Source organism: Actinokineospora sp. (assembly GCF_052390155.1).
Lineage (GTDB): Bacteria > Actinomycetota > Actinomycetes > Mycobacteriales > Pseudonocardiaceae > Actinokineospora.
Genome location: NZ_JBQTHF010000010.1, coordinates 1 through 23,983, shown reverse-complemented (window position 1 = coordinate 23,983; position 23,983 = coordinate 1). Strand labels below are relative to the sequence as shown.

Below are 23,983 nucleotides of genomic sequence, written 5' to 3'. Positions count from 1 at the left end.
GGTCCGGGCCTTCGTCGTTCGGGGGTCAGCGCCGGGGCGCGGTGCCCGCCTGGTCGCTGAGCATGCGCAGGGCGCTCACCAGGCCACCGGTCAGGTCGCCCTCCTTGAAGGAGGCGACCATGGTCATGATGGCCAGGTTGCAGCCGCGGTCGGGCAGCCTGCGCGCGGCCTCGTCGCCGGTGACGATCTCCACCTTGCGCTGGCCGGGCGACACCGCGATCAGCACCGACTCGCTCGACGCCGCCCCGATCGAGGTGTGCAGCTCCTTCGCCCGCTCGCGGGTGTCGGCGCCGAGGTCGCCGAGGTAGACGCTGAACCCGAGGCCGGTGGACCGGGCCGACAGGGTCAGCGCCTCGTCGAGCCGGGTCAACTGGACCGGGGTGAACGGCAGGCCGGGGGCGACGGGCACCTTCGCCGTGGCCACGGAGATCCGCCCGCTGGCGGTCACCGCGGCGGCGTGGCCGTGCTCCGGGTCCTCCACCGCTTGGACATCCTGGTGCCGAACGAGTTCACCAGCCACCGCGGGCACCTCCCTTGGCCGTGCGCGTGGGCGCGGCGGCGTCCGCCGCTGGAGCGGCGCAGGCGTGATCCGCGCCCAGTCCGGCGGGATTCGCGGTCCACCAGACCGGCGGATGCTCCCATTCCTGGCCGGGGCGGTACCGCGGGCTCTTGGCGAACCGCTCGCGCAATGTCAGTAGGGCGACCGCGCCGTAGATTGCCAACGGGATCACCGCGAAGACGAGAATGGTCTCGACGAGCGTCACACGCGATACGGTAACCGACGTGACCCCGGCGGCCCGCCTGCCCTCCCCACCCCTATGGGCGTACGCCGCACGGGGTGGCGGCATAGGGGTTGGTGCTCCCCTGGTAAGGCCGATCGGCCGAGTGCCGTCCGCCCCGGTAGCTCGTTGGGCGTATCGACGGGGTGCGAACGGCCTCATCTCTCGGTCTAGAACACCTTTGGACTAGTTGACGTCTTGTCCGTAACCCACCAGGGTCATAGCTTTCACCTGTACGGCCCTTGCGACATCAGCCCACTGGCCTAATTGTTGCGCGACCGCCCTCAGGAGGACACTCCATGTACAACTTTGCCCCCCTCGCTGAGGCCACCATCATCACCCGAATGGATGCGGACGCGCCCGTGTCGGCCCTCGGCACCCGAGTGACCCGCGGCACCCGCGTCACGGCGGGCACTCGCGTCACACGCGGCACGCGGGTCACCGCCGAGCACCGCGGCACCAGGGTCACCCGGGGCACCGCCGAGCACCGCGGCACCAGGGTCACCCGGGGCACCAGGGTCACCGCGCGGGAACGGGGCACCAGGGTGACCCGTGGCACGCGCGTGACCTGCGGCACCCGGGTCACCTGAGGACTCAGGCCGCGGGCTCGCCCAGGTAGGGCAGCCACAACGGGTCGGCGTCGACCACGCCCGCGAGCAGCCGCCAGTGCGGCCCGCGCGGCGCGTTCGGGACGACCCGCAGGCGCCAGCCGAGTTCGGATAAGAGCTTGTCCGCCTTGCGGTGGTTGCACCGGGCGCAACACGCCACGCAGTTCTGCCAGGTGTGCTGTCCGCCGCGGCTGCGCGGCACCACGTGATCGATGGTCTCGGCCCGGCCGCCGCAGTAGGCGCACCGGTAGCGGTCGCGGTGCATCAGTCCGGCCCTGGTCAGCGGGACGCGGCCGCGATAGGGCACGCGCACGTAGTTGCTGAGCCGGATGACCGAGGGCACCAGGACACTCGACGCGGCCGAGTGCACCACCATGCCCGCCGGGTCGCCGTGCACGACCTCGGCCTTCCCACAGACGATCAGCACCACCGCGCGCCTCATCGGCAGCGCGGTCAGCGGCTCGAACGTGGTGTTGAGCAGCAGAACCCGACGCCTTCCCCACGAGGACACGCCAGTCGGTAGCGGCGTTGGCGCGCGCGCTGGGGTACCTGCCGGACCCGGATTCGGGTACAGCGTGGGCCTCGGCGCATGCCCAGATGGCGCGCCGAGACGGGTCGGTTGTCGCTCTGGCACTCGACCACCTCCACGGGTGCTGCCTAAGTCGACCACAGATCACCCCCGGAGCGCACGCGTGTTCCATGACGTGTCCCGCATCACCGCACGAAATCACGGTGAACACAGCCGGTGGATGCCCCTTCGACGCGACGGCGCGAGCCGGCTATCGTCGGCCCCGATGAACCCCATGACGCCGTTCTCCCTGGAACCCCCGAAGTGTGTCGACACCGACTCCTGGTGCCGCCAGGTGTTCGAGCTGACCAACAGCGAGTGGCTCGCCGCGTCGGCGAGCTGGCTGGTGGCCAAGCCGGTGAAGATCGTGATGATCCTGCTGGTGGCGTTCGTGCTCCGGCTGCTGGCGCGGCGCCTGATCGATCGGCTCACCTCGGGCCGGGGCAAGATGCCCGCGCTGCTGCGACCGCTGCGGGAACGGGCGCCGCAGGCGCTGGGCAACATGCTGTCCGAGCGACGCGCCCAGCGGGCCAAGACGATCGGCTCGGTACTCAAGTCGGTCGTGTCGTTCGCCGTCTACGGCCTCGCGTTCATCCTCGTCCTCGGCGAACTCGGCGTGAACCTGGCGCCGATCATCGCCTCGGCGGGCATCGTCGGCGTCGCGCTCGGCTTCGGCGCGCAGAACCTGGTGAAGGACTTCCTGTCCGGCATCTTCATGATGCTGGAGGACCAGTACGGCGTCGGCGACGTGGTGGACGTCGGCGAGGCCAGCGGCACCATCGAGGCGGTGGGACTGCGGGTGACCACGCTGCGCGACGTCAACGGCACCGTCTGGTACGTGCGCAACGGCGAGATCCTGCGCGTCGGCAACTCCAGCCAGGGCTTCGCGGTGGCCGTGGTCGACCTGCCGGTCGGCTACAGCGCCGACATCGAGCAGGTGACCGACCTGCTGACCAGGGTCGCCGCCGAGGTGACCGGCGAGGAGCCGTTCGCCTCCGACGTGATCGAGCCGCCCGAGGTGCTCGGCGTGGAGAAGGTGACCCCGGAGAGCATCACGATCCGAATGACGGTCAAGGTCCGCCCCGGCAGGCAGTGGACCGTGCAGCGGGCGCTGCGCGCGCGGGCGATGGGCGCGGTCGAGGAGGCGGGAATCCAGCCGCCGATGGGGCGGTTGTACCCGCAGTCACCCCAGTCCCTCACCTAGTCCGCCGTACGCGAGGATGGCACCGTGGCCACTCCCGAGAACTTCTACGACGCCGTCGGCGGCGAAGAGACCTTCCGCCGCATCGTCGCCCGGTTCTACGCCGAGGTCGCGAACGACGAGATCCTGCTGCCGCTGTACCCGGAGAAGGATCTCGGCCCGGCGGCCGACCGGCTGCGGCTGTTCCTCATGCAGTACTGGGGCGGCCCGCACACCTACTCCGAGCAGCGCGGACACCCCCGGCTGCGGATGCGCCACCAGCCGTTCTCGATCGGGCCCGCGCAGCGCGACGCGTGGCTGCGGTGCATGCGGACAGCGGTCGACGAGGCCGGGTTGTCCGAGCCGCACCGGGCGCAGCTCTGGCAGTACCTGGAGATGGCGGCCAACAGCATGCTCAACAGCTGGGTCTGATTTCTCTTCGACCAATGACACGGACTTCGGGGAGTCCGCCGACGGCGAATGGCAGGATGAGCGATCGTGCGACGAACCGCCGACCCCCGGCCCGCTGACGACTCGGAACCCCTCTGGTGGCACGACGCGGTGGTCTACCAGGTCTACGTCCGCTCGTTCGCCGACTCCGACGGCGACGGCGTCGGCGACCTGGAGGGCATTCGCTCCCGGCTGGGCTACCTGGAGCTGCTCGGCGTGGACGGCCTCTGGCTGACGCCGTTCTACCGGTCCCCGATGGCCGACCACGGCTACGACGTGGCCGATGCGCGCGACGTCGACCCGCTCTTCGGCGACCTCGACGCGTTCGACCGGCTCGTCGCGGACGCGCACGCGCACGGCATCAAGGTCACCGTCGACCTGGTCCCCAACCACACCAGCGACCAGCACGAGTGGTTCCAGGCGGCGCTGCGGGCGGCCCCGGCCAGCCGCGAGCGTGGCCGCTACTTCTTCCGCGACGGGCTCGGCGCGGACGGGTCGATCCCGCCGAACAACTGGACGAGCATCCTCGGCGGCCCCGCGTGGACCCGGGTGCCCGACGGCCAGTGGTACCTGCACCTGTTCGCGTCGCAGCAGCCCGACCTCAACTGGGACGACTCCGACGTGCGCGTCGACCTGGTCGCCACGCTGCGGTTCTGGCTCGACCGCGGCGTCGACGGGTTCCGCATCGACGTGGCGGACGGGCTGGCCAAGCCCGCGGGGCTGCCGGACATGGACCCGGCCGTGGTCACGGTGATGGCGGGCGCCCAGTCGCACAGCGAGGCCGACCCGCGGTTCGACAACGAGGCCGTGCACGAGATCCACCGGCTCATCCGCAAGGTGCTCGACGAGTACCCGGGCACGATGGCCGTCGGCGAGATCTGGCTCGACCGCGACGAGCGCTTCGCCCGCTACCTTCGCCCCGACGAGCTGCACCTGGGCTTCACCTTCACGCTCGCCGAGGCCGAGTTCGACGCCGACTCGGTGCGCCGCGCGATCGACCGTTCGCTGACCGCGGTGGCCGAGTCCGGCACCCCACCCACCTGGACCCTGTCCAACCACGACGTCGCGCGGCACGTCACCCGCTACGGCGGCGGCGAGGTCGGCCTCCGGCGCGCGCGGGCGATGGCGCTCGTGGCGCTGGCCCTGCCCGGAGTCGCCTATCTGTACAACGGTGAGGAACTGGGTCTGCCCAACGTCGAGTTACCCGACTGGGCGCTGCAGGACCCGATCTGGGAACGCTCGGGCCACACCGAACGCGGCCGCGACGGCTGCCGGGTGCCGGTGCCCTGGGAGGGTGACGCCGCGCCGTTCGGGTTCACTGAGGGGCCGAACTCCTGGCTCCCGATGCCGCCGGACTGGGCCGCGCTGACCGTGGAGGCGCAGTTGGAGGACCCGGCGTCGATGCTGTCGCTCTACCGGCACGCGCTGGAGATCCGCAAGACCAACGCGGCCTTCGCGGGCCACCAGCTCGAATGGTACGGCGCGCCGCCCGGCTGCTTCGCGTTCCGCCGCAAGGGCGGCGGGCTGATCTGCGCGCTGAACACGTCCCCGGCCCCGGTGCCGCTGCCGCCGGGCGACATCGTGCTGGCCAGCGGGCCGATGGCGGGCACGCAGCTACCGCCGGAGACCTCGGTCTGGCTGGTCTAGAACAGCAGCGGCAGCAGGGCGTGTCTGCGGCGCACGACAGCCCCGTAGCGCGCGTCGAGGCGCAGCCAGGCGTCGGTGGCGGTCACGCGGATCCGGTCGTCGGCGTCGTCGGTCAGGAAACCCATGCCGGACAGGGCGAACAGGCACCGCAGCGGGATCTTGACCGTCAACCCGTCGCCCTCCACCGTGAGCACGGCCTGGTCGAGCAGCGACGCGGGCGGGGTGCCCTGCGGGCCGACGTTCTCCCTGGCCACGGCCAGCCCCCGGTCGGCGAGCTCGGACACCGTGCGCGCGGGCACCACGTCGACCGTCTGCCAGTGCTGGGTGGGCGGCAGCGCCGAGCGCCACTCCAGGTCGCGCGGCCTGCCGGGGTCGAACCGGTCGCCGCGGACCACGGCGAGGCCCGCGAGCAGCTCGCTGCCGGACACGGTCACGTCGGACGGGTCGATGGCGCCGCGCGCGGTGCGGGTGGCCAGCACGTCGAACGGGGTGGCGACCCACGCGTCGATCAGGCCGCCGTCGCGCCCACGCAGCCGGACGACGGCCCGCGGGTCGAGCCGGACCGCCCTGGCCACAAACGCGCCGAGGTCGTCGCGCTCGGACGGGTCGCCGAACGCCAGCTCAGGCACCGGCGCCACCGTTGTGCCACGCGGCCAGGAAATCCCGCTCGGCGTCGGTGATCCGGCGCGGCAGACCGGACTCCAGGTTGACCGGCGCCACTGTCGTCGCAGCGGTGACCGCGACCGGGTCGGACTCCGATGGTCCACTGTGGACCTTGTAGTCCAGCACGAAGTACGCCGCGCCGATCTCCCGCACCGACATCGCGACCCGCAGCCCGCAGCCGTTGGCGAACAGCGGCGCCCGGTACTCCACCGTCAGCCGGGCCACGACCACACCGCGCGCCAGGTCGTCCGCGCCGCGCAAGGCGGCCTCCCGGAAGAGCAGGTCGACCCGGGCCTCCTCCAGCAGCGTGACGGTGCTGGCGTGGTTGACATGTCCGTACGAGTCCATGTCCGACCAGCGCGGCCGCACCTCGGTCACGAAAACACCCAACGAAGACCCCTCCCGCAAAAGCGAATCCGGCTGGCCGAACCCTATCCCTGGGCGGGCCCGGACCAACTGACCACCGGGGGCCGGGTGGTCCGAACGCTGCTACCGGGCAGCCCGGTGAGCACATTCCTAGCGGACCATGCTCCGTATCTGCCTTACCGCCACCGACAGTGTGGCCAGGTCGAGCTTGCCGACGTTGCGGATCTCCGCCAGCGACGCGCGCGCCCTGGCCAGCCGCGCGTTGGTGCGCTCCCACGCGGCGATCTTGTCGGCGGCCGGTTCGCCCGGGTCGCTCTGGCGCAGCACGTCGAGGGTGATGGCGCGCAGCGACCCGTACAGGTCGTCGCGCAGGGCGAGGCGGGCCAGCGCGTGCCAGCGGTTGCCCCGCTCCAGCGCGCTGACCGAGGTGAGCATCAGGTCGATGTCGAGGTGGTCGGACAGCGCGTAGTACAGCTCGGCGGTCTCCATCGGGCTGCGTTCGGCGTCGAGTCCGGCGTCGCGCTCGGCCAGTTCGGCGACCTCGGTGATGTCGAGCAGGCCGAACGAGTCGAGCAGCGCGGAGATGCGTTTGGCCAGGTCGGCGGGCACGCCTGCGGCCACCATCCGCTCGGCGTCGGCCGTCGCCTCCTCGCGGGCCCTGCCGCGCAGCAGCTCGGGCACGGCGGGCGCCAACTCCCGCGCGACCTCGTGGAACCGGCTGATCTCGGCGCCCACCGCGAGCGGCTGCGGCCGGTTGGACAGCAGCCAGCGCGACACCCGGTCGAGCAGGCGCCGGATCTCCAGCACCATCCCGTCGGCCACCTCGGTGTCCACCAGGGTGTCGAGCGCCTCGATCTCGCGCCAGAGCTTGGGCAGGTCGTAGACCCGGGTGGCGACCACGTACGCGCGCACGGCGTCGGTGGCGCTCGCGCTGATCTCCTCGACCAGCCGGAACGCGTACGAGATGCCCGCGCCGTCGACGACCTCGTTGACCAGCAGCGTGGTGATGATCTGCCGGTGCAGCGGGTGCGCCTGGATCGCCGCGCGGAACCGGGTGCGGAGCTGGCTCGGGAAGTACTCCGGCAGCCTGCGCGCGAACACGTCCTGGTCGGGCACCTCGCTGGCGAGCACCTGCTCCTTGAGCGAGAGCTTCACGTGCGCCAGCAAGGTGGCCAACTCCGGCGAGCTGAGCGCGTCGCCCGACTTGTCCATCGCCTTGAACTGCTCGCGCGTGGGCAGCGCCTCCAGCCCGCGGTCGAGGCCGGTGCGCTGCTCCAGCGCGTCCACCAGGCGCGCGTGCACCGACAGCATCGGCGCGGCGTGCGCCCGGCTCACCCCGAGCACGGCGTTCTGGTGGTAGTTGTCGGTCAGCACCAGCTCGGCGACCTCGTCGGTCATCTCGACCAGCAGCGCGTTGCGCTGCTCCCGGTCCAGCTCACCCTCGCGGATCAGGTGGTCGAGCAGGATCTTGATGTTGACCTCGTGGTCGGAGCAGTCGACCCCGGCGGAGTTGTCCAGCGCGTCGGTGTTGACCTTGCCGTCCGCCCGGGCGAACTCGATGCGGCCCCGCTGGGTGAGCCCCAGGTTGCCGCCCTCGCCGATCACCTTGACCCGCAGCGCGGCGCCGTCGACGCGCAGGGCGTCGTTGGCCTTGTCGCCGACGTCGGCGTGGCTCTCGGCGGTCGCCTTGACGTAGGTGCCGATGCCGCCGTTCCAGAGCAGGTCGACCTCGGCGAGCAGGATCGCCTTCATCAGCTCGGCCGGGGACAGCTTCTCCACGCCATCGGCCAGGCTCAGCGCGCGGGCCGCCTGCGGGCTGATCGGGATCGACTTGAGCGAGCGCGGCCACACCCCGCCGCCCTCGCTGATCAGCGCGCGGTCGTAATCGTCCCAGGACGAGCGGGGCAGCGTGAACAGCCGCTCGCGCTCGGCGAAGGAGGCCGCGGCGACCGGGTCCGGGTCGAGGAAGATGTGCCGGTGGTCGAACGCGGCCACCAGCCGGATGTGCTCGGAGAGCAGCATTCCGTTGCCGAAGACGTCGCCGGACATGTCGCCGACGCCGACCACGGTGAACGGCTCGCTCTGGGTGTCGGTGCCCAGCTCGCGGAAGTGCCGCTTCACGCTCTCCCAGGCGCCCTTGGCGGTGATGCCCATCGCCTTGTGGTCGTAGCCGACCGAGCCGCCGCTGGCGAACGCGTCGCCCAGCCAGAAGTCGTATCCGCCCGCGACCTCGTTGGCGAGGTCGGAGAACGTCGCCGTGCCCTTGTCGGCGGCGACGACCAGGTAGGTGTCGTCCGGGTCGTAGCGGACCACGCCCGGCGCCGGGACGACCGCGCCCGCGACCAGGTTGTCGGTCAGGTCGAGCAGGCCGGAGATGAACATCCGGTAGCAGGCGATGCCCTCGGCCATGAACGCCTCGCGGTCCAGCGTCGGGTCGCCGGTGGGCACCGCGGGCCGCTTCACCACGAAGCCGCCCTTCGCGCCGACCGGCACGATCACCGCGTTCTTCACCGCCTGCGCCTTGACCAGGCCCAGGATCTCGGTGCGGAAGTCCTCGCGGCGGTCGGACCAGCGCAGGCCGCCGCGGGCCACGGAGCCGAAGCGCAGGTGCACGCCCTCCACCCGCGGCGAGTACACGAAGATCTCGAACCGCGGCCGCGGCTCCGGCAGGTCCGGCACCGCGCGTGGCTCCAGCTTGACCGCCAGATACGGCCGCGACTCGCCGTCGGCGTCGCGGACGTAGTGGTTGGTGCGCAGCGTCGCCCGGATGACGGTGAGCAGGCTGCGCAGGATCCGGTCCTCGTCGAGGCTGGTCACCTGGTCGATCAGCGCGGTGATCTCGGCGAGCTGCGTCGCGGACTGGCTCTTGCGGGTCGGCTCGGACAGCGCCGGGTCGAAACAGGTCTCGAACAGCGTGACCAGCGCGGTGGCCACGTGCGTGTGGGCCAGGACCGCGTCCTCGATGTACTCCTGGCTGTACGGGGTGCCCGCCTGGCGCAGATAGCGCGAGTACGCGCGCAGCACCGCGGCCTGCCGCCAGGTCAGCCCGGCGCGCAGCACCAGGGCGTTGAAGCGGTCGGACTCCGCCTCGCCCCGCCAGGCCGCGGCGAACGCGTCCTGGAAGTCCACCTTGAGCCGGTCCAGCCGCTCCGCGCCGACGGACTCCAGCACGGCGGGCTCGATGCGCAGACCGAAGTCGTAGATCCACCAGCGGGTGCCGTCGTCGCGGCGCAGCTCGTAGGGCCGCTCGTCGACCACCTCGACGCCCATCTGCTGCAGCACCGGCAGCACCTGCGACAGGGTGACCCCCTTGCCCGCCAGGTAGATCTTGAACCGGCGCTCGCCCGGCTCGGCCTCCGCGGGCAGGTAGAACGTCATGTCCAGGTCGCCCTCGGCACGCAGACCCTGGAGTTTGCGCAGGTCGGCGAGGGCGTCGACGGCGGAGAAGTCCTCCTTGTACGCCTCGGGGAACACGCTGGCGAAGCGCTGGCCCAGCTCGGTGGCGGACTCCGCGCCCAGCGTCGACCCGCCCGCGACGCGGTCGCGCTGCTCGCCCAGCACGGCCTCGACCATGCGGTCGTCCCAGCTCCGAACCGCCTCGGTCAGCCGCTCCTGGATGCGCGCGACGTCCGGCTCGACCTGGCTGCCCGGGTCGGTGTGCACGATGAAATACACCTGGGCCAGCGGGGTCTCCCCCACCCGGGTGCTGAATTCGAGGTGGGTGCCGCCCAGCTCGTCGAGCAGCACCTCCTGCATGGCGATGCGGGAGGTGGTGGTGTAGCGGTCGCGCGGGATGAACACCAGGCACGAGAAGAACCGGCCGAAGTTGTCCCTGCGCAGGAACAGCCGCAGCCTGCGCCGGTCGGCGAGCGCGATCACGCCCGTCGCGGTGGTGTAGAGCGCGTCGGTGGAGGTGGAGAACAGCTCCGCCCGCGGCCAGTTCTGGATGACCTCCAGCATGCGCTGGCCCGAGTAGGACTCCATCGGGAAGCCCGCGCGGTGGATCACCTCGCGGACGCGGCGCTCGACCACCGGGATGTCCAGGACGTCCTCGTGCAGCGCGGTGGTGGTGAACACGCCGAGGAAGCGGTGCTCGCCGGTCACGGTGCCGTCGGCGTCGAAGGTCTTGACGCCCACGTAGTACGGGTAGATCGAGCGGTGCACGGTGGACGGGGCGCTCGCCTCGGTCAGTACGAGCAGGCTCGGCGCCAGCGCGTGGGCCATCGCGTCGGGGCCAGCGGTCAGCCCGCGGGCGGCCAGGCTGTCCTGGCGCAGCACGCCGAGGCCGCTGGCCAGCACCGTTCGCAGCGCGGGTTCACCGTCGGTCTCGGTGCGGACCAGTTCGTAGTTGCGGTAGCCGAGGAAGGTGAAGTGGCCCTGGGCCAGCCAGCGCAGTAGCGCCGCGCCGTCGGCCACCTGCTCGGCGTCCAGCGGCGGCGGGTCGGCCGCCAACTGGTCGGCCAGGGCGCGGGCGGTGCCCACCATCCGGTCGGTGTCCTCGACGACCTCGCGGACGTCGGTGAGCACCGACAGCAGGCCGGTCTCGATCTCCCGCGCCCGGTCGGCGTCGGTGATCAGGTCGACCTCGATGGACATCCAGGACTCGGCGAACGCGTCGCCGGGCGGGTCGTCGGGGTCGGCGGTGGGCAGCACGTCGAGCAGTCCGCCGGTGAAGTCGCGGCGCACCACGACGATCGGATGCGCGACCCGCTGCACCTGCACGCCGCGCCGCACCAGTTCGGCGGACACGGATTCGACCAGGTACGGCATGTCGTCGGTGACCAACTGGACCACGGAGCCGGGCGTGTTCCAGCCGTCCGCCGAGTCGGTCGGGTTGAGCATGCGGACCGCGGGCCGCCCCTTCACCCGCCGCAGCGCGAGCCGCGCGTGCGACCGCACCGCGCCCACGAGGTCCACCGGGTCGTCGTCGATGACCTCCTCCGGCGGGATGTAGCGGTAGTACAGGCGGACGAGGTCGGCGATGTCGGCCGCCTGCTCGGCGGCCCGCTCGATGAGGTCGTCTCTGGCCTGCTCGGGGCTGGGGCTGACCGGGCGTCCGGCAGACTTCGAGCCGTCGACGCTGACGGCTCTGTCGGTGCGGGACGAAATTCCAGTCGAGGTCATTTCAGGCGGCTCCACGCTAGGTGGCACGCCGGTGTGCCACATACGCCTCACACAGTAGTGCCGCCGCGCGCCGGTCCGTGGCACCCCTGGGAACTGTCCGCGAATCGATAGAACGTTCTTGTGCGGCCGGAAACCCGCTGGAAACGGCCGGGCAACGTGGACTGTCCGACTGGGACACCGTCACCCCCCGTCGAGGTCGGCGGGCGCCCATTCCGACGACCGATGCCGCCCCCGAACGCCGTGCGCTTGCGCACCCCACGCGTCCGCCCGCCGCCGCCCCTCGACGCCACGGGCGCTGTCCCCGGCGCCGACATTCCCGACCTCATCAGCGCGCCGCCGCCCCTCGCGGTTGCTCGTGGGCTCCGGCTCCGCCGCGGTGGGGTCCGCGGCCCACGTTTCGGCGGGCAGGGCCTCGGTCGGCCGGTCCCCCATCGTCTGCGGCCACTCTGGATGCGTGGACTGGAAGGCGACCAGCGCCTCGGCGAGCAGGTTGGCCAGCCCACTCGACGCCGTCCGGTCGCGGCGTGCGGTGAGGCCGCGGGGCCTGCGTCCGTCCCCGTCGGCCGACGGTGGCTGTGCGCCGAGGTCGGCGTCACCCACGGCCGCCTGCCGTGCTTCCGCCGCACCATCAGCGGCAGGCACCTCGCCGTCGGACAGTGGTCGTCCCGCCCGGCGGAGCCAGGCCGCCGCGGCGGTCGAGGTGCGCGGCCGCGTCGCCGTGGTCGTCACCTCCGCGGACTGCGCGCCCGAACGAGTCACCGGCTCGGGTTCAGTCGGGGCCTGGACGAGTGCGCCCGTTCCCGCAGGCTGGAGAACAGGCGCCACATCAATCCCGCCCGACGCGGCGAGTTCACCCAGTCGGGCCAGCAGCGCACCAACCGTCGCAGGCTCGATCTCAGCGGAATCAGGACGAACCCGGCGATCGGGATCGCCCGGTTGTCCGGGACCGACGGGGTGCTCCGGCGGAAGGGGATGACCGGGACCGAGCGGGTCATCGGGCGGGATCGACGGTTCGAGCGGGACCGGCGGAATCGGGTCGGGTTCGACGGGGTCGGGGATGTCGGGCCGGGAGGGTGGTTCGGGCACGTCGTCGGGTTCGGGTACGACCGGGATCGTCGCCCGCGGCGCGACCTCGGGTTCGAGGCGGGATCGCAGGGCCCCGGTCTCCGCTGCCGAGTCACCGGCCGCCGCACGCTCGGTCTCGGTGGTCGGGCTAACCGCGGACTGCTCCTCGTCCGGTGCCCGGCGCCTGCCGCCGCCCGGGGCGGGCGTGATCCCGAACCGGCTGAGCAGTGACTGGGCATTGGCAGTGGGCGGAGCCACCGCCTCGCCAGGCGACGGCGCGGGTGGACTGGCGGTGTTCAGCGACGGCGAGGTCGCGGGGGGCGACGTCGGTTGGCCCGGTTCGCGATCGGTGGGTGCGAAGTCCGGTTCCGCGGGTGGCTGGGACACACCAGGTCGCCATCCCTCAGGTCGCGGACCGGCGAACTGACTCGCCGAGGAATCCAGTGCTTCCCGGAGGGCGGCCACGGTCGCGGAGAGCGTCTCGGTGGTCGCGGGCGAGGACAGCAGGGCGTCGCGGAGGGCCGCCACGGTTTCCGACGTGGATGCCGATTCGGGTGCCCCGGCCGGAGTCGGCGAGGGAATCGGGGGCCTACCAGACGTCGGTGCCACCGAGTGGGCGACGTCCGGGGACGGCGTGGTGTCCGGGCGCTGGCGCGAGGCGCGCAACGGTGCGTTGCCGGACCGTAGAACACCCGGGGACGGTGCGTGATCCGGGCGCGAAGCGTGGGATGTGGAATCGGTGGCGCGGGAGGTGCGATCTGTGGGGTTCGCGGTGGTTCGACTCGGTCTGCCTGCCGCCGCGGCGGACTTCGGGACGGCATGGGCGGGGGGCGAGACCTGCGCTGGGCTGTCCGGTGTCGGCGCTGAGAGAGCGTCGCGGGCGGATTGCAGGAGGGACTCGATGCCGTGCCGGGGGGCGTCGCCGATGGCGGGCTGGGCGGCGACGGCGGTGCTGATGCCCACTTCGCGGCCCTGATCGTCGACGAGCCACGCGGAGTCGACGGCGGCGGCGCGGATGGTGGCGGCGAGGCATTCCGCTTCGTCGCGGGAGGTGCGCGGGAGGAGGACGGCGAACTCGCCGCGGTCGGAGCGGAGGAGTTCGGCGTGGTCGGGCGCCAGGTCGCGGACATGGGTGGCGAGTGCGTTGAGGGCGATGTCGCCGCCCACCGGGACCGGCGGCTCAGTGGGGTCCACCGGCTCGACAGTGCCGAACGGGGCTACCCGAACGAGGGTGACGGCGAACGTGCTCTCCGCGCCCGCGTTGGCGAACACGCTCTTGCGCGACACGTCGTGCTCCGAAGCGGAAGGCTTGTCGGCGGCCGACTTGGCGGTCGGTGCTTGTCGGGCGGGATCCGGTACCGGCTGGCCCGCGCTCCGGGATGCCGCGCGGGAACCCTGATGGGGCAACGAAACCGCGGCGGCCGCGGGCCGGATGGTGGCGCGGAGCAACGAAATCGCGCGTTCGGGCTGCTGGGCGGAACCGAATTCGGCGCTCAGGCGGTGCTTGGCCAGTTCGACGGCCCGCAGGTGGCGGTGTTCGGCGGCGCGGGCCGAGCGGAGCGCGTGCAGCGCGTCGGTCGGGCGTGCGGACTGCTCCTCGGCGTGGGCGAGAAAGGTCCACGTGTCGGCGAGCAGGGAGTCGAGGCCGTGTCGCTCGGCGGAGCGGATGACGTCGACAAGCAGGGTGCGCCCGACCTCGGTGCGGCCCGCGGGCAGGTGCACGCGGGTGGCGACGGCGAGCCGCATGCGGCCCAGCGCGGGCGCGGAGGTGGCCCGCACCGGCTCGCCGAGCGACGGCGCGGCGACCTTGGCGGCCTCGTCGAGGTCGCCGTCGTCGAGCAGGGCGCAGACCAGTTCGAGGGCGAGCCTGCCGCGCACCCGGCCGCCTTCGAGCCGTTTGTCGGTGAGCCGGTTGAGCAGGGTGAGGCCGTCGCGGGCGGACTCGGCCGCGGCCTCGGTGTCACCGTGGCGGCGGTGATACGAGGCGAACCGCACGCACAGCAGCGCGCGTTCGAGTCTGCGGCCGTCCTGGCTGAGCACCTCGTCGGCGGCGAGCAGACGGTCGGCCTCGGCGAGCGCGTCCTCCAGGTCGTCGCGGCCGCCGACGTGCGCGGCGCAGGCGACGAACTGGCCGAGTGCCAGTGCCCGGGTGGCAGGCTTGGCCGCGCGGGTCTGCAGCACCGGCCGCAGCGCCTCGCAGCCCGCCAGCGGCTCGCCGAGCGCACGCGCGCAGGCGGCCAGCGCTATCCGAAGCGTGGCGGCCCGCTCGACCAAGCCGCCGCCGGTGGCCGCGCGCAACGCGATCAGGGCGGGCTCGACGGCCTCGGCGTGTCTACCGAGGCCGACGAGCGAGGTGCCCAGCAACTCCTGGGCCCGCGTCCTGGCCGCCGGGTCCATGGTGCCGTTCGCGAGCGCGCGCACCGCGAACTGGACGGCCAGTTCGGGAGCGCTCCAGCGCAGCCGGTCGGCCGCGTCCACGAGCGCCTCGCACTCCGGCGAGCCGCCTTCCGCGGGTAACTCGTTCCAGGCCGCCACGCCGGTCCCCCGTCTAGTCCCGGGTCAGTTTGCGATAGGTCACCCGGTGCGGGCGGGCCGCGTCGGCGCCCAACCGCTCGATCTTGTTCTTCTCGTAGCCCTCGAAGTTGCCCTCGAACCAGAACCACTTGGCCGGGGACTCCTCGGTGCCTTCCCAGGCAAGGATGTGCGTCGCGACGCGATCGAGGAACCACCGGTCGTGTGAGATGACCACGGCACAGCCCGGGAATTGTTCGAGTGCGTTCTCCAGCGAGCCCAGGGTCTCGACGTCGAGGTCGTTGGTGGGCTCGTCGAGCAGGATCAGGTTACCGCCCAGCTTGAGCGTCAGCGCGAGGTTGAGCCGGTTACGCTCGCCGCCGGACAGCACGCCCGCGGGTTTCTGCTGGTCAGGCCCCTTGAAGCCGAACGCGCTGACATACGCGCGCGAGGGCATCTCGACCTGGCCGACCTGGATGTAGTCGAGGCCGCCGGAGACCGTCTCGAACACCGTCTTCTTGGGGTCGAGGTTCGTGCGGTTCTGGTCGACGTAGGACAGCCGGACGGTCTCGCCGACCTTGACCTGGCCGTCGTCCGCCTGCTCAAGCCCGACGATGGTCTTGAACAGCGTCGTCTTGCCGACGCCGTTCGGGCCGATCACCCCGATGATGCCGTTGCGCGGCAGGTCGAAGGACAGGCCGTCGATCAGGATCCGGTCGTCGAAGCCCTTGCGCAGCTTCTCGACCTCCACGACCACGCTGCCCAGGCGCGGGCCCGGCGGGATCTGGATCTCCTCGAAGTCGAGCTTGCGGGTCTTCTCGGCCTCGGCGGCCATCTCCTCGTAGCGGTCTAGGCGGGAGCGGGACTTGGTCTGCCGCGCCTTGGCGTTGGAGCGGACCCAGGCCAACTCGTCCTTGAGGCGCTTCTGCAGCTTCTGGTCCTTCTTACCCTGCACCGCGAGACGCTCGGCCTTCTTCTCCAGGTAGGTGGAGTAGTTGCCCTCGTACGGGTAGGTGCGGCCGCGGTCGATCTCCAGGATCCACTCGGCCAGGTTGTCGAGGAAGTACCGGTCGTGGGTGACGGCGAGCACGGCACCCGCGTACTGGGCGAGGTGCTGCTCCAGCCACAACACGCTCTCGGCGTCGAGGTGGTTGGTGGGCTCGTCGAGGAGCAGCAGGTCGGGCTTGGACAGCAGCAGCTTGCACAGCGCGACCCGACGGCGCTCGCCACCGGAGAGGATCGTGACATCGGCGTCTGGCGGCGGGCAGCGCAGCGCGTCCATGGCCTGTTCGAGCTGGGAGTCGAGGTCCCACGCGTCGGCGTGGTCGAGCTCCTCCTGGAGCTTGCCCATCTCGTCCATCAGCTCGTCGGAGTACTCGGTGGCCATCAGCTCGGCGATCTCGTTGAACCGGTCGAGCTTCTGCTTGATCTCACCGACGGCTTCCTGGACGTTGCCCAGGACTGTCTTGTCCTCGGTCAGCGGGGGTTCCTGCTGCAGAATGCCCACCGAGTAGCCGGGCGAGAGGAACGCCTCGCCGTTGTTCGGCTGGTCCAGCCCCGCCATGATCTTGAGCACGCTCGACTTGCCCGCGCCGTTGGGACCCACCACCCCGATCTTCGCGCCTGGGTAGAACTGGATCGTGACGTCATCAAGGATGACCTTGTCCCCGTGCGCCTTGCGCACCTTCTTCATGGTGTAGATGAACTCGGCCATGTTCGCGATCGTAGAGCGGTCGGATCCGGCGCCTGAGCGCGGTCGGGTCGAGCGGGCGGCCGGGCAGGTCGGGACCGGTGCCGCGGCGAGCGGGTGCCGCGGCCGAACCCGATGTTCAGCGGTCGCGCGCGCGTCCACGGCCGACCCCTAGGCCGCGACCGGCACGGCGGGAGCGTCGTCCCACACGTGTCGGTCGATCGTGACGGTGCAGCGGGAGAGGTCGGGTCCCACCGACCGCGCGTCGACCTCGACGCTGAGTCGCTGTTTGCCCTCGGTCTCGTACTCGCGGTGATAGAGCCTCCCGGTGACCACCACTTGGTCGCCGCGCGCGAGCGAGGCGAGCACGTTGTCACCGAGTTTGCGCCAGCACCGGACGGTGACGAACATGCGATCGCCGTCGGTCCACTCGCCGGTCTCGCGGACGAACTTGCGTTCCTGGGTCATCAGCCGGAAGTGCGCGATCGTCACGTCGTCCTCGAATCGGCGTCGGCTTACGTCGCCGACGACCTTGCCCACCAGCGTCACCTGTGTCTCGAACACGGGTCCACCCCTTCTTGTCGGGTCGGCACCTCGCGTGTCGACACGACCAACGGTGCCGGGCCGCCAAAGGGATCGCCAGGGGGTCGCAGAATCTGTGGACAAAATGGACCTATGTGGATAACCCGGCCTCAATACGCGCGAAAGTGTCCGGGCGGCATGTTATTTGTTGGGGTTCGCCATCTGCTTGAGCATCGCGTTGTAGGCGTCGAGGTCGTCGCTGTCGCCCGAGTCGACGCGCCGGTCCGACCGCCGTGCCTCGCGGTCGTCGGCGCGGGCCCACTGCACGAGCAGCGCGATGAGCACGACCAGCAGCGGGATCTCGCCGGACGCCCAGGCGATCCCGCCGCCGAGGCGCTGGTCGGCCAGCAGATCGTTGTTCCACGGGAGCGCGAGGCCACGGTAGAACACCGCGCCGACCACGGTCTGCATGCTCATCAGGATCACGCCGAAGAACGCGTGGAACGGCATGGACGCGAACACCAGGCCGAGCCTGCCCAGGTGCGGCAGCTTGTGCGGCGCGGGGTCGATCCCGATGACCGGCCAATAGAACAGATAACCCACCAGCAGGAAATGGGCGTTCATCAGCAGGTGCGCCCAGTGTTCGGGCAACGCCGAATCGAACAGCCCGGACAGATAGAGGCCATAGAACGACCCGACGAACAGCACCAGAGTGACCACGGGGTTGGTGAGCGCGCGCGACACCGGCGAGTGCACGAACGCCAGAATCCACTCGCGCATCCCCGGCGGCGCGTCCTTTCCCGCGGGCGCGATCGCGCGCAGCGCCAAGGTCATCGGCGCGCCCAGCACCAACAGCACTGGCGCCAGCATGGACAGCATCATGTGCGTTTCCATGTGCACGCTGAACATGGCGGGCGCATACCGGCCGAAGCCGGACGAGGTGGCGAACAGGATGACGAAGCACCCCGCGAGCCACGCCACCGTGCGCCCGACCGGCCACGCGATCTCCCGCGCGCGCAACCGGAACACCCCGCGCAGGTACAGCACGGCCAGCACGATCGCGGCGGTGCCGAACACCAGGTCGAAGCGCCAGTCGAACAGCAGGCGCAACGCCGTCGGCGCGCCGTCGAGGGGGTAACCGAGCTGTAGTTCGACCCGGCCCGGCTCGACCGTGGCCGACTCCGGCGGCGGCGTCCTGGACAACGCGGCGGCTAGGCCGAACGTGACAAGCATGATCAGCACCTCGACAGCCGCAAGGCGCACCAACGTGGCACGGGCACCCTCGACAGCCTTGACTGCCCGCTCACGCTGCAGATAGCCGAACACGCCCAGGACGAGCAACGCGGCCGTCTTGGCAAGCACGAGCAAGCCGTACGAGGTGGTGAACAGATCGCCGAGCGGGAGCCGGACCCAGGCGTTGACCACGCCGGACACCGCCATAACGATCCAGCACACCAGCGCGATCCGGGAGAACCGGCGGGCGGCGAGGCCGAGGTGGTCGGCGGTGCGGCGGCCGTGCGCCAGCAGGGCGATGAGCCCGCCCACCCACAGCGCGGCGGCGACCAGGTGGAACAGCAGGCTGTTGGTGGCCAGGTCGTGCTGCCCGCCGCTCGACGAGTGCCCGGTCACCGCGACCGGCACGATGCCCGCGAGCGCGACGAAGAACAACGCCGTGGTCCAACCCCAGGTAAGCACTATGCGCGTGCCGACAAACACCGCGAGCGCGATAGCCGCGGTGACCAGCCACGCCTTCGCCTGCGGCAGCGAGCCGACCAGGTTGAGCAGGATGTCGGTCGGCAGCACGTCGGAGATCGGCCTGCCGACCGCGTCGGCGGCGGTGAGCGGTGCGGAGAGCAGCGCGCCGACGAACCACACGGCGGCTCCCCAGCCCGCGGACCGCACCGCCGCGTAACCGCCCACGTCGAGGACGCCGGAGGGCTGGGGCGGCACCAGAAAGGCGGCGAAGAGCAGCGAACCGACGGCGACAACGCTGCCGATTTCGGCAAGCACGCGTACGACGGTCAGGCCGTGTTCGGTGACTGCGTCCGGCGTGGGCAGGCCGAGAATCACGTAGCGATCGCCGCCGGTGAGCACCACGAGCGCCGCGGCGACCAAGGCGGCGAGCAATCCGCCGACGAGCAGCAGCGGCAGAACACCCGCGCCCCGACGGACGACGGACCGAGCTTTGTCTTCCGGTGGGCTGTCTACCGACACAACGATGAGCGTAGTGGGCGCAAGGCCACCGGCGGAGTTCGCGGGATTCCGACTCCCGTTACCTTGGTCCCGTGAGACTTCGCCCGGCTGTCGTCGCCGTATCGATCCTCGCGCTGACCGCGTGCGGGTCAGCCGTGCCGGGCGTGCCGGTCCCCGCCGCCGGGTTCGGTGCGGTGGTCGAGCCCACGTCCGCGCCGAGCGGGGTGCGCATCCCGGGGTCGCGCGACCTGGCCGGGGTGGACACCTGCCGGCTCGTGCGGCCAGAGGACCTGGCCCAGTCCGGCGGCCTGTCGGGCACGCCACAGCACCGGGCAGCCGCCTTCCCGGAGTCGTGCACGTTCCCGCTCGGCGCGGGCGCGTCGGGCGACCTTGTGCTGGTGGCGTTCTACAAGCCGTTCGACCAGGTGCGCCGCGACCAGCCCAAGGGCCGCGAGGAGACCACGATGGGCCACTCGACCTGGGTGTACTGCGGGGTGTCCGACGGCTACCGGACCTGCGTGGCCGCCGTCGCCGTGCGGCCGGACCGGTCGCTCGTGGTCGCCATGGACAAGCGGGACGCCGCCGAGGACAAGGTGCTCGGGCTACTGCAGACGATCACCGAGACGGTGTTGGCGCGGCTTCCGCGCGCCTAGCCCGCTCCCGGCGCCCGGCAGCCGCCGCGGCGAGCGCGGCAGGCGCGATCACCGCGGCCACGACACCCGCGACTGCCAGCGCGAACGCCAGGTCGGTGAGGTGCGCGATGCCGCCGATCAGCGGCGGGCCCGCGAGAAATCCGCTGTAGGCGATCGTGGTGACGAAGCCGATCTCGCGCTCACCGCCGGTGCCGTCCGCCCGCCTGCCCGCCGCGCCCGCGAGGCTCAGCGCGATGGGGAACGCGTAGGCCAGGCCGACGCCCGCGAGGGCGAACCCGGCGAAGGTCGCGGCGGCCACGGGCACCTGGGTCGACAGCAGCAGGCCCCCGCCCGCCAGCAGCGCGCCGCCGACCAGCAGCCGCTCCGGGCCGAACCGGCGCTCGGCGCGTTCGCCGAACAACCGGGTTATCGCCATGGCGACAGAGAACGTGCCGTAGACGAACGCGGCCGAGGACTCACCGATGCCCCGGTACTGCACGGCGAACAGGGCAGACCAGTCTGCGCTAGCCCCCTCGGCGACAGCCGAGCACAGCGCGACCGCGGCCAGCAGCCACAGCACCGGCCTGCGGACCGGCACCGGCCCGGTCGCGACGGGCGTGACCTCGGGGATCACCTCGTTCGGTACGGACCGGACCACAGCCAGCGCGGCCACCGCCACCACCATGCCCACCACCGCGAGGTGCGGGAGCGGCGCCCACCCGACCGCGACGGCCAGCGCCGCGCCGCCCGCCCCGATCAACCCGCCGAAGCTGAACGCGGCGTGGAACACCGGCATGAGCGGGCGGTCGGTACGGCGGACCACGGTGACCGCGGCGATGTTCATCGCCACGTCGAGCATCCCGACACTCGCGCCGAGCGCGGCCAGGGCCACGCCGAGCAGCACCGGGTCGGGCACGAGACCGAGGGCGGGAACCACCGCGCACGCGGCGACCGCCGACGCGCCGACAAGGACGCGGGCGCCGTAGCGGACCGACAGCCTGCCGGTGACCGACGCGGCCAGGATCATGCCGACGCTGGCGCCGAGCAGGGACAGCCCGAGTGCGCCCTCGGCGGCCCCCACCTGCGCGGCGAGGGCGGGCACGCGGGATGCCCAGGAGCCGAAGACGGCGCCGTTGAGGGCGAAGACGACGAGGACGGCAGTGATGTCCGCCCGGAAACCGAACCGCACCGCGACTCCTTCCACAGGGTTGCTGCGGCCCACTGTACTGAAGCGCTTCAGCACTCACCAGCGAGTGCACCCGGGACAACCGGGATTAGGCTTGGAGCCGTGAGTCAGGGACGGGTTCGACGGCCGACCCTGGACACCGTGGCGCGTGAGGTCGGGGTGTCCAGGGCGACGGTGTCGAACGCCTACAACCGGCCCGACCAACTCTCGGCCGCACTGCGCGAGCGGATCATCCTGACCGCGACCCGGCTCGGGTACGCCGGGCCGGACCCGGTGGCCCGCAGCCTGGCCACCCGCCGCGGCGGCGCCGTCGCGTTCATGCTCGGCAGCGGGCTGTCCGCCGCGTTCTCCGACCCGGCGCTCACCATCGTGCTGGACAGCCTCTCGTCCACTATGGACAGTGGCGAGCGGGCCCTGCTGCTGATGCCGGGCGTAGAGGCTGGGCCACGCCCGGAGAGCGTCGCCCGGGCGCACGCGGACATCGCCGTCGCCTATTCACTCCCGGACGACGCCCCCGCGCTCGCGGAAGTACGCCGCCGGTCCCTGCCGCTGGTGGTCATCGACCAACCCGTCGTGCCGGACTCGGCCCGCGTCGAGGTCGCCGACGAAGCGGGCGCCACCCTCGCGGCCCGCCACCTGACCGCCCTCGGCCACCGCCGCGTGGCCATCCTCGCCTTCGCCCTCGGCACCGACGGCAAACGCGGCCCGGTAACCCCCCAACGCCTGCGGGCGGCGCGATTCCGGGTGACCCGCGATCGGGTGAGCGGCTATCTGGCCGGCCTGGGTGTCCGCGCCGACCAGGTGCCGATCTGGGAGGCCCCCGGCTGTCTGCGTGACCACGGCCGCGAGGGCGCCCGCTGGCTCCTCACCCGCGACCCGCGACCCACCGCGCTGCTGTGCATGTCCGACGAACTCGCCCTCGGCGCCGTCCGTGCCGCCGACGACCTGGGCCTGCGCGTACCAGCCGACCTCTCGGTCGTCGGCTTCGACGACACCCCGGCCGCCCAGTGGGCCGACCCGCCACTGACCACGGTCCGCCAAGACCTGGCCGAGAAGGGCCGAATAGCAGGCGAACTAGCCCTACGACTACTCGACGGCGCCAGACCCGGACCCGTCTCGACCCTCGCGGTCACGCTGACCGAGCGCGCATCCACCGCCTCCGCGTGACCCATCAGCGCCAGGTTCATCACACGACCGGTGCAAGTACGAAACGGTCGAGGCGTTCGGAACGATCAGACGTACCGGGACGGTTTACCCTGCTGCTCCCGGCAGCAGCGCCGTCCACGCCCCTGTAGCTCAGCGGATAGAGCAGGAGCCTTCTAAGCTCTTGGCCGCAGGTTCGAGTCCTGCCGGGGGCACCAAAAACATGGGCAACATCAACAGCCGGGCGGCTGGTACTCGAAGACACCTACCAGGTATGAGTACCAGCCGTTTGACTGTTGATGGTCTCGCTGGCCTGGCTCGCGGTAGCTCGGCGCAGCCATCGTCCTTCAGACGGTACGGCCCGAAGCTTGCCGACCGCTGGTTGGTCGTTGCGCCGCGTCGACCGCTCCGCGATCATGACTGCCTTCGAACAGCCCCCATTGGGGCAATAGCGGATGGTCGACGCCAGGCGAATGAGAGCTTGCTGCCGGGTTGTTTCCTGTTTGGTGTGCGTGTGGCGGTGCCTGTCGCCGTATTCCGGGGCCGCGAGATTCGTGGTGCGCCGCTGGTTCGCTATCTGGCCAGGCGACCGCGTGCGTGCCGCCCATCAGCGGACGCGTCCGCATCCGCCCCGTCCCGTCTAGGGTGAGCAGTCGACCAAGAAGGCGGAGGGAGGCGGCGTGACTACGGAGGAACAGCAGGTGGGCGGGCATGCGGCCTTTAGTGACATCCCCTTGCCCGCCGACTCGGCCCCGTCTGTGGCCTTGGATGGCCCACCTGTCCCGCCAGTGGGGCGCATCCGGCTGTACTCGCCCGACGAGTGGGAGGAGTTCATCCGCGAGTGGGCCACCGCAGTGGAGGAAGACTATGTCCAGATCAAGCTGCTCGGTGGGGCGGGCGACAGGGGCACGGACATCGTCGGGTTCAAGTCCGACCGGCAGTTCGAGGGGCCGTGGGACTGCTTCCAGGCCAAGCACTACGAGAGGCCGCTCAGCTTCTCCGTTGCTGCCGCTGAGATGCTCAAGGTCTTCGTGTCTGTGATCGAGGGGGCGTACAGCCTGCCCGACACTTACCAGTTCCTGGCGCCCAAGGGGTTGTCGACTCGGTTCAACATGTTGATCAGTAATCCGACCACTCTGCGCGAGAGTTTCCTGGCCCTGCTCGTCGAGGGCGAGCCGCAGGTGAAGAAGTTGAATGGGGACACGCTCGACGCGGTGCGGAAGCTGGCGGCGGGGACCGACTTCGCCAGGTTCAGGTCAGTGGAGGTGCTGGACGCGCTGAGCACTCACAGCCGGACCAGGTGGCACGCGGCCCGGTTCGCCACGTCGCTTCCCGCACGCGGTGACAGCGAGGCGCCGCCGGATGAGTACACGTCAGGGGAGGCCCGCTTCCTACAGCAGTTGCTGGCCGTGTACGCGGAGCGCCACCCGGACGAGATCACCACTCTGGGCTCCGTGGCGGGTGTCCCGAAGGTGAGCAGGCACCTGCAGCAACAACGGGTGCGGTTCTTTCGGGCGGAGTCACTCAAGGAGGCTTATTCACGTGGCCGATCGGGAACTGGCCCGGCGTGTTGACGTGAGCGGCGGCCCGTTTGTTGAGAGAATTGGGTTACCAGACTCAGTTCTCACGAAAACGGACCGCCTGATATGTATCATA

At 71.3% G+C, this 23,983-nt stretch carries 18 protein-coding genes and 1 tRNA gene; 8 read left to right on the top strand and 11 right to left on the bottom strand.

Features of this window, described 5'->3' with window-relative positions:
* Window positions 1-25: 25 nt before the first annotated feature.
* Window positions 26-520, bottom strand: a complete 495-nt coding sequence (locus ACT4N7_RS05220; protein ID WP_444827429.1) for a DUF5130 family protein — start codon at window positions 518-520, stop codon at window positions 26-28.
* Window positions 510-764: an aa3-type cytochrome oxidase subunit CtaJ gene (gene ctaJ / locus ACT4N7_RS05215; protein WP_444827428.1), complete on the bottom strand. Its 255-nt coding sequence runs from the start codon at window positions 762-764 to the stop codon at window positions 510-512. Before ctaJ ends, ACT4N7_RS05220 begins: the two co-directional genes overlap by 11 nt.
* Window positions 765-1,123: 359 nt before the next feature.
* On the opposite strand from ctaJ, the gene ACT4N7_RS05210 reads away from it, so the two are divergent.
* A complete protein-coding gene (locus tag ACT4N7_RS05210; RefSeq protein ID WP_444827427.1) occupies window positions 1,124-1,369 on the top strand; it encodes a hypothetical protein in 246 nt (81 codons plus the stop codon).
* A gap of 4 nt (window positions 1,370-1,373) precedes the next feature.
* On the opposite strand, the gene ACT4N7_RS05205 is transcribed toward ACT4N7_RS05210, so the two are convergent.
* Complete coding sequence (locus ACT4N7_RS05205; protein ID WP_444827426.1) at window positions 1,374-2,021, bottom strand: HNH endonuclease; 648 nt, start codon at window positions 2,019-2,021, stop codon at window positions 1,374-1,376.
* 169 nt (window positions 2,022-2,190) lie between these two features.
* On the opposite strand from ACT4N7_RS05205, the gene ACT4N7_RS05200 reads away from it, so the two are divergent.
* The 3 genes from ACT4N7_RS05200 to ACT4N7_RS05190 all read left to right on the top strand — a co-directional run bounded on the left by ACT4N7_RS05200 (window position 2,191) and on the right by ACT4N7_RS05190 (window position 5,232).
* Window positions 2,191-3,159: a mechanosensitive ion channel family protein gene (locus tag ACT4N7_RS05200; RefSeq protein ID WP_444827458.1), complete on the top strand. Its 969-nt coding sequence runs from the start codon at window positions 2,191-2,193 to the stop codon at window positions 3,157-3,159.
* A gap of 24 nt (window positions 3,160-3,183) precedes the next feature.
* Window positions 3,184-3,567, top strand: a complete 384-nt coding sequence (locus tag ACT4N7_RS05195; protein ID WP_444827425.1) for a globin — start codon at window positions 3,184-3,186, stop codon at window positions 3,565-3,567.
* 66 nt (window positions 3,568-3,633) lie between these two features.
* On the top strand, window positions 3,634-5,232 hold the full coding sequence (locus ACT4N7_RS05190) for a glycoside hydrolase family 13 protein (protein ID WP_444827424.1): 1,599 nt from the start codon (window positions 3,634-3,636) through the stop codon (window positions 5,230-5,232).
* On the opposite strand, the gene ACT4N7_RS05185 is transcribed toward ACT4N7_RS05190, so the two are convergent.
* From ACT4N7_RS05185 to ACT4N7_RS05155, 7 genes are all read right to left on the bottom strand, one after another.
* Window positions 5,229-5,861, bottom strand: coding sequence for a hypothetical protein (locus ACT4N7_RS05185; protein WP_444827423.1), 633 nt, complete (start codon window positions 5,859-5,861; stop codon window positions 5,229-5,231). The genes ACT4N7_RS05190 and ACT4N7_RS05185 overlap by 4 nt on opposite strands.
* Complete coding sequence (locus tag ACT4N7_RS05180) at window positions 5,854-6,273, bottom strand: acyl-CoA thioesterase (RefSeq protein ID WP_444827422.1); 420 nt, start codon at window positions 6,271-6,273, stop codon at window positions 5,854-5,856. Before ACT4N7_RS05180 ends, ACT4N7_RS05185 begins: the two co-directional genes overlap by 8 nt.
* A 138-nt stretch (window positions 6,274-6,411) precedes the next feature.
* On the bottom strand, window positions 6,412-11,385 hold the full coding sequence (locus ACT4N7_RS05175) for an NAD-glutamate dehydrogenase (protein ID WP_444827421.1): 4,974 nt from the start codon (window positions 11,383-11,385) through the stop codon (window positions 6,412-6,414).
* A gap of 180 nt (window positions 11,386-11,565) precedes the next feature.
* Window positions 11,566-14,985: a hypothetical protein gene (locus ACT4N7_RS05170; RefSeq protein WP_444827420.1), complete on the bottom strand. Its 3,420-nt coding sequence runs from the start codon at window positions 14,983-14,985 to the stop codon at window positions 11,566-11,568.
* A 13-nt stretch (window positions 14,986-14,998) separates the two neighbouring features.
* Window positions 14,999-16,675 (bottom strand): energy-dependent translational throttle protein EttA, encoded by a 1,677-nt coding sequence (gene ettA, locus ACT4N7_RS05165; RefSeq protein ID WP_444827419.1) that lies wholly within the window; start codon window positions 16,673-16,675, stop codon window positions 14,999-15,001.
* 147 nt (window positions 16,676-16,822) lie between these two features.
* Window positions 16,823-17,215, bottom strand: coding sequence for a single-stranded DNA-binding protein (gene ssb / locus ACT4N7_RS05160; RefSeq protein WP_444827418.1), 393 nt, complete (start codon window positions 17,213-17,215; stop codon window positions 16,823-16,825).
* A 159-nt stretch (window positions 17,216-17,374) separates the two neighbouring features.
* Complete coding sequence (locus ACT4N7_RS05155) at window positions 17,375-19,387, bottom strand: cytochrome c oxidase assembly protein (protein ID WP_444827417.1); 2,013 nt, start codon at window positions 19,385-19,387, stop codon at window positions 17,375-17,377.
* Between the two features lie 71 nt (window positions 19,388-19,458).
* On the opposite strand from ACT4N7_RS05155, the gene ACT4N7_RS05150 reads away from it, so the two are divergent.
* A complete protein-coding gene (locus ACT4N7_RS05150) occupies window positions 19,459-20,019 on the top strand; it encodes a DUF3558 family protein (protein WP_444827416.1) in 561 nt (186 codons plus the stop codon).
* Here ACT4N7_RS05150 and ACT4N7_RS05145 read toward each other — a convergent pair.
* Window positions 19,982-21,187, bottom strand: a complete 1,206-nt coding sequence (locus ACT4N7_RS05145; RefSeq protein WP_444827415.1) for an MFS transporter — start codon at window positions 21,185-21,187, stop codon at window positions 19,982-19,984. The two genes, ACT4N7_RS05150 and ACT4N7_RS05145, sit on opposite strands and share 38 nt — an antisense overlap.
* 99 nt (window positions 21,188-21,286) lie before the next feature.
* Between ACT4N7_RS05145 and ACT4N7_RS05140 the strand changes: the two genes are divergently transcribed.
* The 3 genes from ACT4N7_RS05140 to ACT4N7_RS05130 all read left to right on the top strand — a co-directional run bounded on the left by ACT4N7_RS05140 (window position 21,287) and on the right by ACT4N7_RS05130 (window position 23,901).
* Entirely contained in the window at window positions 21,287-22,351 is a 1,065-nt protein-coding gene (locus tag ACT4N7_RS05140; RefSeq protein ID WP_444827414.1) for a LacI family DNA-binding transcriptional regulator, read from the top strand.
* A 118-nt stretch (window positions 22,352-22,469) separates the two neighbouring features.
* Window positions 22,470-22,545 (top strand) — tRNA-Arg (locus ACT4N7_RS05135).
* 462 nt (window positions 22,546-23,007) lie between these two features.
* On the top strand, window positions 23,008-23,901 hold the full coding sequence (locus tag ACT4N7_RS05130; RefSeq protein WP_444827413.1) for an ABC-three component system protein: 894 nt from the start codon (window positions 23,008-23,010) through the stop codon (window positions 23,899-23,901).
* Window positions 23,902-23,983: the final 82 nt, after the last annotated feature.

Bases quoted from the DNA above. Each gene is read 5' to 3' on its own strand.
- ACT4N7_RS05210 (WP_444827427.1), top strand. From the start codon at position 1,124: ATGGATGCGGACGCGCCCGTGTCGGCCCTCGGCACCCGAGTGACCCGC.
- ACT4N7_RS05200 (WP_444827458.1), top strand. From the start codon at position 2,191: ATGACGCCGTTCTCCCTGGAACCCCCGAAGTGTGTCGACACCGACTCC.
- ACT4N7_RS05175 (WP_444827421.1), bottom strand. From the start codon at position 11,385: ATGACCTCGACTGGAATTTCGTCCCGCACCGACAGAGCCGTCAGCGTC.
- ettA (WP_444827419.1), bottom strand. From the start codon at position 16,675: ATGGCCGAGTTCATCTACACCATGAAGAAGGTGCGCAAGGCGCACGGG.